11 protein-coding genes are annotated in these 12,291 nt (G+C 70.6%); 10 read left to right on the forward strand and 1 reads right to left on the reverse strand.

The window, feature by feature from the left end; translation table 11 throughout:
• Positions 1 to 303: 303 nt before the first annotated feature.
• Entirely contained in the window at positions 304 to 1,386 is a 1,083-nt protein-coding gene (locus BLQ73_RS21805) for a sporulation protein (RefSeq protein ID WP_093172791.1), read from the reverse strand.
• A gap of 229 nt (positions 1,387 to 1,615) precedes the next feature.
• Between BLQ73_RS21805 and BLQ73_RS21810 the strand changes: the two genes are divergently transcribed.
• From BLQ73_RS21810 to BLQ73_RS21855, 10 genes are all read left to right on the forward strand, one after another.
• Complete coding sequence (locus BLQ73_RS21810; RefSeq protein WP_093172793.1) at positions 1,616 to 2,584, forward strand: 3-oxoacyl-ACP synthase III family protein; 969 nt, start codon at positions 1,616 to 1,618, stop codon at positions 2,582 to 2,584.
• Positions 2,584 to 3,336, forward strand: coding sequence for a glycosyltransferase family 2 protein (locus BLQ73_RS21815; RefSeq protein ID WP_093172795.1), 753 nt, complete (start codon positions 2,584 to 2,586; stop codon positions 3,334 to 3,336). The genes BLQ73_RS21810 and BLQ73_RS21815 overlap by 1 nt, the downstream gene beginning before the upstream one ends.
• Positions 3,333 to 4,532 carry a cytochrome P450 gene (locus tag BLQ73_RS21820; RefSeq protein WP_245691259.1) on the forward strand — a complete coding sequence of 400 codons (1,200 nt, stop codon included), beginning with the start codon at positions 3,333 to 3,335 and terminating at the stop codon, positions 4,530 to 4,532. Before BLQ73_RS21815 ends, BLQ73_RS21820 begins: the two co-directional genes overlap by 4 nt.
• Positions 4,529 to 5,998: a class I adenylate-forming enzyme family protein gene (locus BLQ73_RS21825; RefSeq protein ID WP_093172797.1), complete on the forward strand. Its 1,470-nt coding sequence runs from the start codon at positions 4,529 to 4,531 to the stop codon at positions 5,996 to 5,998. Before BLQ73_RS21820 ends, BLQ73_RS21825 begins: the two co-directional genes overlap by 4 nt.
• On the forward strand, positions 5,995 to 6,915 hold the full coding sequence (locus BLQ73_RS21830; protein ID WP_093172799.1) for an NAD-dependent epimerase/dehydratase family protein: 921 nt from the start codon (positions 5,995 to 5,997) through the stop codon (positions 6,913 to 6,915). The genes BLQ73_RS21825 and BLQ73_RS21830 overlap by 4 nt, the downstream gene beginning before the upstream one ends.
• A 111-nt stretch (positions 6,916 to 7,026) precedes the next feature.
• Positions 7,027 to 8,397, forward strand: coding sequence for an LCP family protein (locus BLQ73_RS21835; protein ID WP_093172801.1), 1,371 nt, complete (start codon positions 7,027 to 7,029; stop codon positions 8,395 to 8,397).
• Between the two features lie 278 nt (positions 8,398 to 8,675).
• Entirely contained in the window at positions 8,676 to 9,749 is a 1,074-nt protein-coding gene (locus BLQ73_RS21840) for an ABC transporter substrate-binding protein (RefSeq protein ID WP_093172803.1), read from the forward strand.
• A complete protein-coding gene (locus BLQ73_RS21845) occupies positions 9,746 to 10,537 on the forward strand; it encodes an ABC transporter ATP-binding protein (protein ID WP_093172805.1) in 792 nt (263 codons plus the stop codon). The genes BLQ73_RS21840 and BLQ73_RS21845 overlap by 4 nt, the downstream gene beginning before the upstream one ends.
• Before the next feature lie 26 nt (positions 10,538 to 10,563).
• A complete protein-coding gene (locus BLQ73_RS21850; RefSeq protein ID WP_093172807.1) occupies positions 10,564 to 11,445 on the forward strand; it encodes an ABC transporter permease in 882 nt (293 codons plus the stop codon).
• Positions 11,446 to 11,454: 9 nt separating this feature from the next.
• On the forward strand, positions 11,455 to 11,871 hold the full coding sequence (locus tag BLQ73_RS21855; RefSeq protein WP_093172809.1) for an RrF2 family transcriptional regulator: 417 nt from the start codon (positions 11,455 to 11,457) through the stop codon (positions 11,869 to 11,871).
• Positions 11,872 to 12,291 lie beyond the last annotated feature (420 nt).

Below are 12,291 nucleotides of genomic sequence, written 5' to 3' on the forward strand. Positions count from 1 at the left end.
GCCCAGCGCGTCCTGTCATATCGGTCATTGTTTTCTCCCGGAATTCACGCCGTTTCCATCGAATGCGCTCATGCGAGCGCACGGCTCCGATCCGGATGCATTTCTAATCCCTGCTCGCCACATCGAGAGCGACAAACGCGCGCGGCGACCCATTCGAATATCAGCCTTGGCCCACCGATGAACACCCGTTGGCCGAAGCCTCCGCGGCCCGTGCCCCTGAACACGAAGAAAGGCGGCGGTCCCCAAGGGAACCGCCGCCGTTCACACCCGCTCAGCCGAACTCAGCAGCCCGGCGCGGGCCCGTCAGCCTTCGTCGTCGTCGCCTTCGAAGAAGTCACCGACCTCGTCGATCATCTCGGCCGCCACGAACCCGCCGACCACGCCAGCGGCGCCGGCCGCGGCCACGGCACCCATGCCCACGCCGCCGCCACGCCGGTGGTGGTCGTCGTCGTGGTGACCGTGCGAGCCGTGGCCGTAGCCGTGACCGCCGTATCCCGGAGCGCCGTGGCCCGGAGCGCCGTAACCCGGAGCGCCGTGGCCCGGAGCGCCGTAGCCGGGAGCGCCGTGGCCCGGAGCGCCGTAACCGGGAGCACCGTAGCCGTGGCCGCCGTGGCCGCGCTCGGCGACAGCGTCGAGCCAGCGGCCGATCTCCGTCGCCCAGTCCATGTGCACGGCCTGCTCGTGGCTCACCTGGAAACGCCCGAAGCTGTCGCCGCCGGAGCTGAACATGCCGGCGCGCTTGTCGGCCTCCAGGATGATGTCCAGGCCGGCGGGGTTGGCGACGAAGGTGAGCTCGACCTCGTTGATCCGCCCGGCGTACTGCGGCGGCGGGTAGAACTCGATCTCCTGGAAGAACGGGAGCTGCTGGTTGACCCCGTGCAGGTGGCCGACCTCCAGGTCGGCCTTCCTGAACTGGAACCCGAGCGTGCCGAACGCCTCAAGGACGCGCTCCTGCGAGGGGAGCGGCCGGATGGAGACGGGGTCGAGGTCGCCCTTGTCGACCGCCTTGGCGACGGCCAACTCGGTGCGGACACCCAGGGACATGCCGTTGAGGTGCTGCCCGTAGAACTCGGTGACGGGCGTCTCCCACGGGATGGGGAGCTGGAACGGGACGACCTTGAGCTCGCCGGCGGCAAGTCGGAACGGTCCAGACACCTGAGTGCGGAAGAACTCCGTCGTGCCGGTGTGCTCACCCTCCGAGTGCTCGACCTCGACCCGGGTCACCAGGCCGAGGGCGATGAACTGGATCTCGACCTGGTGGTCGCCCCCCTGGACTCGCACTTCACCGGCGAGGGGCTGTCCCGGCTGGACCGAGGGCACGGCGAGAACGGTGTCGACCGAGGGCCCACCGATGCCCAGGGCTCCCAGCATCCGTTTGAAGATCACGGCGACCTCTCTACTGCATGTGGAAACATGTGATCGTTTAGGCAACGGGCGGGCCGTCCATCCGGTTCCCGCGGTGCCGTACACCTCACCGAACCAGCATGGATCGGCGTGGAAACGCGAGGCGCGATCGTGGGCGAATTCCCCCGCATGGATGAGTGATCGGAGACGAAAGTACGGCACGGCCGCGTCAGCAAGAAACTTGCAACCTGACGACGCTACATTGCCCGGGATGAAAGCGAAGATATCGGGCGCAGCCTCCTACCTGCCCGAACAGACGATCACGAGCCGGGAAACGGAGCTCCAGATCGAGGGGTACGCCCCCATCCCGGGGATCATCGAGCGTTTGACCGGCATACAGCGGCGGCACATCGCGGCCGACGATCAGCAGGCCTCGGATTTAGCCGTCGAGGCCGTGCGCCGGCTCGACGGGTTCCACCCGGCCGGAGTGGACCTATTGATCTTCGCCTCGGCCTCGCAGGACATGGTGGAGCCCGCCACCGCTCACATCGTGGCGGCCAAGCTGGGGCTCTCCTGCCCGGTGTTCGATGTGAAGAACGCCTGCAACAGCGTGCTCAACGGCTTGCAGGTCGCCGAGGCGCTGATCGCCAAGGGGGCGTACCGCACGGTTCTGGTGTGCACGGGCGAGATGCCGTCGCGGGCGGCGCGGCGGCGGATCGCCGACCGGGAGCAGTTCGTGGACGCCTTCGCCGGGTTCACGCTCTCGGACTCGGGTGGCGCGGTCCTGCTGACGGCCGACCCCCAGCGAGGCATCTTCTACAGCGATTTCTCGGCTGATTCCACCGCGTGGGCGATTGGCACGCTCCCGGGCGGCGGGTCCGCGCACCCCCGCGATCCGGAGTTCTCCTATTTCCGGGGCGACGGACGCAGACTGCGGGAGGCTTTCGAGCTGACCGGCCCCGACATCTTCCTCAACGCGCTCAAGAACACCGGGCTGACCTGGGACGACTTCGCGATGGTGGCGGTGCACCAGGTGGCGGTGCCGTACCTCGCGTTCATGGCGGACCTCCTGGGCATCCCTGAAAAGAAGCTGGTGGTGACGCTGCCCGAGCACGGCAACTGCGCCTCGGCCACGCTGCCGCTCCACCTGTCCAAGGGCGACTTCGCGCCGGGTGACCGGGTGGCGCTGCTGGGGCTCGGCGGCGGGATCAGCCTGGGCGTGATGCTGGCGGAGATGTGATGCCGAAGCTCTGGGTGGTGATCCCCGCCTACAACGAGGCACACGGGATCATCGGCACACTCCGCGCGCTCGAAGCGCAGCAGGACCGTGATTTCGCCGTGGTCGTGGTGGACAACGCGAGCACCGACGGCACCGGGCGGGTGGTGCGGGACTTCGCGGCGGCCTCCGGCCTGCCGGTGGAGGTGATCGACGAGAGCCGCAAGGGCACGGGGGCGGCCTCCGACACCGGCATACGGCACGCCATCGCGCGCGGCGCCACCCATATCGCCAGGACCGACGCCGACTGCCTGCCGCGCGCCGACTGGACGCGCAACATCCGCAGGGGTTTCGCCGAGGGGCTGGAGCTGGTCGGCGGCAAGCTGAGGCCGCGTACGGACGAATACCGGCTGAGGTTCTGGGAGCGGCATTTCATCCCGTTTGTCGTGGAGGTCGCCGCGACCTTCGGCAAGCTGCGCCCGAGCAACCGCGACCCCGAGCACCGGGGGCCCTACGTCATGATGCCGGGTTCCACGCTCGCCATCACCGCGTCCCTGTATGAGCGGGTCGGCGGCTTCCCGAGGTCGGCGATCGAGGAGCTGCACGAGGACCGCGCGCTGGTCAACAAGGTGCGCCGGGTGACGGGGGCCTACGCCTCCCGCCGGGACGTCGTCGTCTACGGGTCGGTACGGCGCCTGCGCGCATACGGCCTGATCGGCACATTGGCGTGGTACATCGGACACCACAACCGCCCGGACGTGATCGATATCCGATGAGTCCCCTGATCGATCACGAAACGCGGCTCTACCTGGCCGCGCATCCGGTGATTTATCCCCTTCTACGATTACTCACGAGGTTCGGGCCGGTCATCCGTGTGCCCGGAGTCGGCGTCGTCGTGAACGACGCCGCGACAGCCCGTGCCGTACTCATGGACAAGCGGTTCCGCAAGGACGGCCCCGGCTCGCCCGGCGACCTGTGGACGCCGGTGCTCGGCCCCTCGGTGCTGCTCAACATGGAAGGCCCGGCCCACGCGCGGCTGCGCGCCCGCCTGGCCTCCCTGTTCGGCTCGGGCTACGTCGACCGGCTGGTCGCCGAGGTGCTGCGCGAGCCGCTGGCCGACCTCGCGGCCCGGCTCGACCGGGGGGAGAGCCTGGACCTGGCCAACGCCGTACGCGTCATGGCGGGCGCGGTGATCTGCCGCGTGATCGGCCTCGGCGAGGTGTCGCCGACTCGGGCGCGCGAGCTGTTCGAGGCAGGGGAGCGCGTCGTCTCGATGGTGTCGCTGCGGTCGCGGCGGCTCTCACCGCGCCAGGTCGCCATCGCACGCCACGTGCTGAACGGCATCGGCGACATCGCCGAGGCCGCCTACACCGCAGGCGACGAGAACACGGTCACGGGGCGCATGCGCGGACTCGGGCTGACCGCGGCGGAGGCGCGCGGCGCGGCCGGGGCCTTCTTCCTCACCGGCACCGAGACCGTCGCCACCTTCGTGCCCCGCCTGGTCGCCCTCCTCCACGACCACCGGGCCGACCACCGGGTCGACCACCGGGCCGACCACCGGGCCGACAAGCTCGAACGAGCCGACCCGTCCGACCCCGCCGACCTGGGCGGCCTGATCGACGAGGCCATGCGGGTCACCACCCCCACCCCGGTGATGCTGCGCTCGGTGTCGGCGCCCGCCGAGGTGGGAGGAAAGCGGGTAAGGCCCGGCGACCGGATCGTCATCGTCACGCACAACTGCACCCGCGCCTACGGCCCCTTCGACCCCGACCTCCCCCATCCGCCGGAGCTGCGACGCCTCTGGTTCGGCGCCGGCCCCCACTTCTGCATCGGCTATCCGCTGGCCATGGCTGAGATCACCGCCATAGCGCGGGTGGTCGCGGCCCCCTCCATCCGCGTCGTACGGCGGCGCGCGGCCCGGCGAGTGCTCATACCCGCCTACCGTGAATTGTGGATTCGGAAAGACCGTTGAACGATCTCATCACCGGCATCCTCGAGACGGCCGCCTGCCACCCGGACGCCGTCGCCGTCGTGGACGGCGACGGCCGCACGCACACCTTCGGTGAGCTGCGGGCCCGGATCCACTCCCTGCGCGCGGCCTTCATGGAGGGCGACGACGGCGCGGTGCTGTTCGCCGTACGGCCCGGCCCCGACGCCGTGGCCCTGGCCCTCGGCGCGGTGGCCGCCGGGCGCACCCTGGTGCTCGCCGACCCCGGCGTCGCGCCCTCGGTGTTCGCCGACCGGATGGCCCTCACCAAGCCCGCCTGGGTGGTCGCCGAGTCGTTCCTCTACACCTTGAGCGGCCCTCTGAGCGGCCTCGCCCGGCGGCGGGGGCTGCTGCTGCCGCGCCTGGCCGACCCGGCGCCCGGCCATCCGGTACGGCATCTGCGTGCCGGGCCGTGGCTTCCCGGGGTGCCGCGCGGCGCGCTCAGCCTGGCGCGCGGGCTCCGCCGTACCGGCACGGGGGCGATCTCGGGGGCGCTCGACGACCCGGCCCTGGTCGTCTTCACGTCGGGGACGACCGGGCATCCGCGCGGGGTCGTGCACACGAGGAGGTCCCTCGGCGCGGGGATCGAGCTGTTCCTGTCCGCCGTGCCCATGCGGCCGGGGGACGTGGTGCACACCGATCAGCTCATGCTGGGGCTGCCCGCGCTGCTGGCGGGGGCCACCTGGTCGCTGCCGGGGCGCGGCGGCCTGGCCGCCGAGCTGGCCGCGCGCCGCGCCACCCACGCCTTCGGCGTGCCGGTCAGGCTCGACGCGGCGCTCCGCGAGTCGCCTGTGCTGCCGGACACGCTGCGTTACCTGCTGCTCGGCGCGGCCCCGGCCCCGCCCGCCGTGCTGCGGCGGGCCATCGCGTCCGCGCCGCACGCCGAAGTGCTGTCGGTGTACGCCATGACCGAGGCGCTGCCCATCGCGGTCATCTCCGCGCGGGACAAGCTCGCGTCCCCGGGCGCGGTGGGCACGCCGCTGGTGAAGGTGCGGGTGGGCGCCGACGGTGAGCTGATGGTGTCCGGGCCGAATGTGGCGTGGGGTTACCTTGGCGGGAAGCGGCTGCGGGAGGTGGCGACCGGAGACCTCGGCCGCTTCGACGACGAGGGCGGGCTGGTGCTGCTCGGCCGGAAGAAGGACATGATCCTCCGCGACGGCGTGAACATCTACCCGGGCCTCTACGAGCCGGCCGTCGCCGCGCTTCCCGGGGTCGCCGAGGCGGCGATCGTCGGCCTGGCCGATGAGGAGACGGGTGATGAGGAGGTCGTCCTGGCACTTGTGCCCGACGCGGACGAGGACCTCGACGTGGAGCGGGTGCGGGCGGCGCTGCCGTCGTTCGTGGACGCGTGGGCGCTGCCCGATCGAATCGCGGTCGTGGCGGGCCTTCCGCGGTCGGGCCGTACCGACAAGGTGGACCGTGCGGCGCTGCGGGCGGAGGTGGCCGAATGAGGGTGGCGGTGACGGGGGCGTCGGGGTTCGTGGGGGGCGCGGTGTGCCGTGCCGCCGTCGCGGCGGGGTGGTCGGTGCACGCGTTCGGCCGCCGCGTCCCGGCTCCGGCCCATGTGGCCGGCGCGGCGTACCGCTCGTGGGATCTGCTGGGCGCGCGGCCGGGCGCGCTGCCCGAGGTGGACGCGGTGATCCACTGCGCGGGGAGCGTGACCGACTGGGGGCCGCCGCGCCGGATCTGGGCCGCCAACGTCCACGGCACGCGCGCGGCCCTGGCCGCTTTCCCCGAGGCCAGGTTCGTGCATGTGAGTACGGCGAGCGTCTATGACCCGTTCCGCCCGACGGTGATGGCGCGCGAGCGCGAGGCACCGGTCGGGCGCTACGTCAACGCTTACGGCGCCTCGAAGGCGTGCGCCGAGCGGCTGGTCGCGGGGCGTGGTGTCGTGCTGCGTCCGCATGCGGTGTACGGCGAAGGCGACACCACCCTGCTCCCCCGTGTGCTCGGCGCGGTCCGGGGTCGGAGGCTGTTCGCGGTGGGGGACGGACGCCAGTGGATCAGCCTGACGTCGGTCGGCAACCTCGTCGCGGCGTGTCTGCTGGCGGCGGCGGGCCCTGTGGAGCGCGGCGTCTACAACGTGACGGACGCCGAGCCGGTGGTCCTCGACGACGCCCTGCGCGCGGTCCTGCGCGAGCGGCGGGTGCCCGCCGAGCCGTGCTATCTGCCGCTGCGGCTGGTCGAGCCGCTCGCGGCTCTGGCGGAGGCGGTCTTCACGGGGTTCGGGGCGGACAGGCCGCCGCGGTTGACGCGGTATGCGGTCGGGCATCTGGCGGTGGAGCGCACGCTCGACATCTCGGCGGCGCGGCGCGACCTGGGCTTCGCACCGCAACCCACCTGTTTCTCAGGGGCCGCCGACTGGTGACCCCCTTCTTGATCAACCCTTTGCGCGACCCGAGTTGGGTTATTAGGCAATCATCCAGAAAAAGTTACTAACCTGTGACAAGTGCCTAGGACCGGGGGTAGTGACGCGAGGATGAGGGACGACAGCACAGGCCATGGCCTCGCAGCGAGCCTGGCGCTCACACTGGGGTCGGCCCTGCTCTGGGGGTTCGCCCACGTCTGGACGGGACGCACCAAGGTCGGGTTAACGCTGATGGCGCTGTTCCTCACGCTGAACGTCGCCGCACTCACGGTGATCACGCTGTTCCGCACGGAGCTCCTCACGCTCATCGTGCAGCCCCGCTGGCTGATCGTGCTGATGGCCGTCCTGATCGCCCTGGCCCTGGGCTGGATCGCGGTCATCGTCCGCTCCTACCAGCTCGTGCGCCCGCCCGTACACCGCCGGTTCGCCAGGGGCGCCGCCGCCGCGGTGGCCGGGCTGGTGTGTCTGGCGATCACGGTGCCCCTGGCGTACGCGGCCCACCTCGCCCACGTGTCGCGCGACCTTGTGACCACGCTGTTCACCGCGGCCCCCGCCGGCCCGGTCGGCGAGGGCGGCGGCGACGGCGACCCGTGGAAGGGCACCTCGCGCCTCAACCTGCTGCTGATCGGAGCCGACGCCGCCCCCAACCGGTACGGCGTGCGCACCGACAGCATCACCCTGGCCAGCATCGACATCGAAAGCGGCCACACGGTGCTGTTCGGCCTGCCGCGCAACCTGCAGAGCGTGCCCATGCCCGCCGGGCCGGCCCGGCAGTGGTTCCCGTTCGGCTTCACCGGCGACGGGCCGCAGACGCCCGGCCTGCTGAACGAGATCTACCAGTTCGCCGAGGACCACCCCGAGGTGGTGCCCGGCGTGGCCAACGGCAGGCGCGGCACGACGCTGCTCAAGAGCACGGTCGGTGACATGCTCGGCCTCGACGTCGACCACTACGCCATGATCGACATGAAGGGGTTCTCCAAGGTCATCGACGCGATGGGCGGCGTCACGGTGACGGTGAAGGAGCCGATCACGTACGGCCGGTACAACGAGGGCCTGATCCCGGCCGGCACGCGCAAGCTGAGCGGCGCGCAGGCCCTCTGGTACGGCAGGTCCCGCACCTACGGCGATGACTACGTGCGCATGGGCCGCCAGAAGTGCCTGATCAACGCGGTGGTCAAGCAGGCCGAACCGCTGACGGTCCTGCGCAGCTTCGACCGGCTCGCCGGGGCGGCCAAGGGCGCGATCTCCACCGACCTGCCGCAGGAGCTCCTCCCCGGCCTGGTCGACCTCGCCCACCGGGTGAAGGAGACCAAGATCAAAAGCCTCCAGTTCGTGCCCCCGCTGATCAACACCGCGGACCCCGACTACAACCTGATCAAGGACAAGGTCGCGGCGGCGCTGGCCACCCGGTCCGCCCCCAAGTCCCCCGGCGTGAGCCCGAGCCCCCACGAGCCGGTCTCGCTCGACGCCGCCTGCCGCTGACCCCTCCTCCGGGCACCCGTCCCCAGGCGCCCGCCCGCCACCCGGCCCCTTCCTCGCCTCACGGCCCCCTCCCTCGCGCCCCCCTCCCTCGCGGCCCCCTCCCTCGCTACTTCCTCGCTCTCCCGGCCTCCTCCAGCCCTTGCCGGTCGCCTCATCGCCGCTTCCTCCAGCCCCGGCCACGAAGGCGTAACGACGCCATCTCTTCGGTTGACGCCCCCTTCCCGACGGCGTATATACACATATAACCGACTTATTAAGTAGGAATAAGGGAGAAGTTCATGAGAGCTCGCAGGGTACGCGGGATCGCAGCCGCGCTGGCCGCCATCGCGGTGACCGCCCTCGCGGCTGCCTGCGGCGGGGGCGACACCGCAAGCACCACGTCACCAAGTGGCGCCGGAGCGGGCGCCCCCAAGGAGGTCAGGCTCGGCTTCTTCCCCAACATCACGCACTCGACGGCGCTCGTGGGTGTGGAGAAGGGGCTGTTCGCCAAGCACCTCGGCAGCGGCACGGCCCTGAAGACCAGCACCTTCAACGCCGGCCCCGCCGCCATCGAGGCGGTGTTCTCCGGCGCCATCGACGCGACCTACATCGGCCCCAACCCCGCGATCAACGCCTGGGCCCGCTCCAAGGGCCAGGCCATCAAGATCATCGCCGGTTCGGCCTCCGGCGGCGTCTACCTGGTCGTCAAGCCCGAGATCAAGTCCATCGAGGACCTCAAGGGCAAGAAGATCGCGACCCCGCAGCTCGGCAACACCCAGGACGTGGCGCTGCGCTACCTCCTCCAGGAGAAGGGCTTCAAGACCAACACCCAGGGCGGCGGCGACGTCTCGATCATTCCGCAGGAGAACTCCCAGACCCTCCAGACCTTCGCGACCGGCGACATCGACGGCGCGTGGGTGCCCGAGCCGTTCGCCAGCCGCCTGATCAAGGAGAGCGGCGCCAAGGTGCTCGTCGACGAGCGGGACCTCTGGCCGAACAAGCAGTTCGTGATCACGCACCTGATCGTCCGGCAGGAGTTCGCCAAGCAGCACCCCGACACCGTCAAAAAGCTGCTTGAGGCCCACGTGGAGGCCAACGCCCAGATCGCCTCCGACCCGGCGGGCTCCGCGCAGACCGTGAACGCGGCCCTGGAGAAGCTCACCGGCAAGCCGCTCAAGCCCGAGGTCCTCGACCCTGCCTTCAAGAACATCACCTTCACCAACGACCCGATCGCCTCCTCCCTCGTGGGAAGCGCCGACCACGCCGTCAAGGTGGGCCTGCTCGAACCGGTCGACCTGAACGGGATCTACGACCTCAAGGTTCTCAACGAGATCCTCACCGCCAAGGGACAGCAGGGAGTCGCCGACAAATGACAGCTCCGCTCACAGAGCACACCGAAAGCCGGCCCGAGGGCGCCACGCCCGCGGTCCGGCTTGCCGGTGTCTCCAAGATGTACGGCACGGGCAAGGCCGGCATCCTCGCCCTCGACAACGTCGACCTCACCGTCGCGCAGGGCGAGTTCGTCTGCCTGCTCGGCGCCTCCGGCTGCGGCAAAAGCACCATGCTCTCGCTCGTCGCCGGCCTCGACGCGCCGAGTGCCGGCAAGATCGACCTCGACGGGCGCCGGGTCTCCCTCATGTTCCAGGAGCCCGCGCTGTTCCCCTGGCTGACCGTCTCCGCGAACGTCGAAATGGCCCTCCGGGCCAAAAAGCTCGACAAACGCCAGCGACGCGCCAGCGCCCTGGAGTTCCTGGACATGGTCCACCTCGGCGGGTTCGGCGACAAGCGCCCCCACGAGCTGTCGGGCGGCATGCGCCAGCGCGTCGCCCTGGCCCGGTCCCTCGCCCAAGACTCCGACGTGCTCCTCATGGACGAGCCGTTCGGCGCGCTCGACGCCATGACCCGCGACCTGCTCCACGACGAGCTCGAACGCATCTGGCGGGAACGCACCCTGGCCGTGCTCTTCGTCACGCACAACGTGCGCGAAGCCGTACGGCTCGGCGACCGCGTCGTCCTCCTCAGCAGCCGGCCCGGCAAGGTCGTCCAGGACTTCCCCGTCACGCTCGCGCGGCCCCGCCGTACCGACTCCACGGAGGTCGCCCGCATCGCCGCCGAGATCACCGACCACCTGCGCACAGAAGTGGTACGGCATGCACGTTGAACCAACCGCCGGAGAGGTGGCCCGCCATGGCCGTTGAAACGCAGAACAACGCCTCCGACCGGCTGTCGGCGGAAATCGCCGGGCTCGACGCCCTCGAACTGGGCGGCAAGCAGAGAGGGAGCATCGCGGGCCGCTTATGGGGCCGGCTGTGGCCCATGGGCATCGCGGTGCTCCTCGTCCTGGCCGTCTGGGAGATCGTCGTGCTCAGCGGACGCTGGCCGGAGTACGTGCTCGCCGGGCCGACCACGGTCATCCCGGAGCTGGGCGCCCGGCTGGCCGACCCCGAGTTCTACAGCGCCGTCGCCGTCACCATGCGCCGCGCCCTGGTCGGCTTCGCCCTCGCGATGCTGATCGGCCTGATCATCGGCGCGCTCGTCTCCCGCATCCGGCCGCTGCGGGCCGGGGTCGGCTCGCTGATCACGGGTCTGCAGACGATGCCGTCGATCGCGTGGTTCCCGCTGTCCATCCTGCTGTTCGGTCTCACCGAGACCGCGATCCTGTTCGTCGTGATCCTCGGCGCGGCCCCCTCCATCGCCAACGGGCTCATCGCCGGAGTCGACTACACGCCGCCGATCCTGCTCCGCGCCGGCCACATGCTGGGCTTCCGGCGGCTTCAGCTCTACAGGCTCGTCATCCTGCCCGCCTCGCTCCCGTCGTTCCTCGCGGGGCTCAAGCAGGGCTGGGCGTTCGCGTGGCGCTCGCTCATGGCGGGCGAACTCCTGGTCATCATCGCCAATCAGGCGTCCATCGGGGAGCAGCTTCACTATGCCCGTGAACTCGCCGACTCCGCGGGACTGCTGGCCACGATGATCATCATCTTGTTCATCGGGATCGTGGTGGACATGGTCTTCGAGGCGGCCGACACCTCGCTCCGCCGCCGCTGGGGCCTCCACCAGGCCCGCAACTGAAAGGCGGTCATGCGGATCTCCGCGAGAACTCAATACGCGCTCCGGGCGGTCACCGAACTCGCGGTCGCACCGCCCGGGCCGGTGCCCGCAGAGAAGATCGCCTCCGCTCAGAACATCCCCCGGCGTTTCCTGGACAACATCCTGCTCCAGTTGCGCCGGGCCGGACTGATTCACAGCCAGCGGGGGCCCGACGGGGGATACTGGCTGGCCAGGCCGGCCGATCAGATCACATTGGCGGATGTCATCGCCGTCGTCGAAGGCGCCCCGGAGCATGCCGAGCACGGCGGCTATCCGGGTGTGGCCCGCCCTCTGGCCGATGTGTGGAGCGCACTGCGCGAGCATGAGGAGACCCTGCTCACCGAGATCACCCTGGCCCACATCGCGGCGGGGACGGTGAGCGGCGGCCGGCCGGAGACACGGCCGTGATCACGCGACCGACCGGCGCATCGCCGCCCGCCTGACCGCCCGATCCCACTCTCCGTAACACGGCTGCGGCGCGACGCCGCCCTGCGGAGAAGGGGGACATGCCGCTCCCCCGTTCAGGCCGGGGCTTAGGCCGGGGCTCGGGCCGAGTCTCGGGCCGAGCGAGCGGCAGAATGGGAACGTTCCGCAGATATCCTGCTCGGCTTTTCCGCCGCCCTGCCGGTGTGCTCCGCCCTATCAGTGCTCTCCGTCGAGCGCGGCGCATCCGGAAGCACCATCGCGACCTACGGTGACGCCCTTCGGTGACGCCTTGTGGTGACGCCTTGTGGTGACGCCCTGTGGTGACGCCCTGTGGTGACGCCCTGTGGTGACGCCCTCCCGGCAGGGCCGCCTGGTAGGCGGTGTCCTCGTGGTCACCGGAAC

The organism is Sinosporangium album, assembly GCF_900100605.1.
Taxonomy (GTDB): Bacteria; Actinomycetota; Actinomycetes; order Streptosporangiales; family Streptosporangiaceae; genus Sinosporangium; species Sinosporangium album.

Bases quoted from the DNA above. Each gene is read 5' to 3' on its own strand.
- BLQ73_RS21810 (WP_093172793.1), top strand. From the start codon at position 1,616: ATGAAAGCGAAGATATCGGGCGCAGCCTCCTACCTGCCCGAACAGACG.
- BLQ73_RS21815 (WP_093172795.1), top strand. From the start codon at position 2,584: ATGCCGAAGCTCTGGGTGGTGATCCCCGCCTACAACGAGGCACACGGG.
- BLQ73_RS21820 (WP_245691259.1), top strand. From the start codon at position 3,333: ATGAGTCCCCTGATCGATCACGAAACGCGGCTCTACCTGGCCGCGCAT.
- BLQ73_RS21830 (WP_093172799.1), top strand. From the start codon at position 5,995: ATGAGGGTGGCGGTGACGGGGGCGTCGGGGTTCGTGGGGGGCGCGGTG.
- BLQ73_RS21835 (WP_093172801.1), top strand. From the start codon at position 7,027: ATGAGGGACGACAGCACAGGCCATGGCCTCGCAGCGAGCCTGGCGCTC.
- BLQ73_RS21840 (WP_093172803.1), top strand. From the start codon at position 8,676: ATGAGAGCTCGCAGGGTACGCGGGATCGCAGCCGCGCTGGCCGCCATC.
- BLQ73_RS21845 (WP_093172805.1), top strand. From the start codon at position 9,746: ATGACAGCTCCGCTCACAGAGCACACCGAAAGCCGGCCCGAGGGCGCC.
- BLQ73_RS21850 (WP_093172807.1), top strand. From the start codon at position 10,564: ATGGCCGTTGAAACGCAGAACAACGCCTCCGACCGGCTGTCGGCGGAA.
- BLQ73_RS21855 (WP_093172809.1), top strand. From the start codon at position 11,455: ATGCGGATCTCCGCGAGAACTCAATACGCGCTCCGGGCGGTCACCGAA.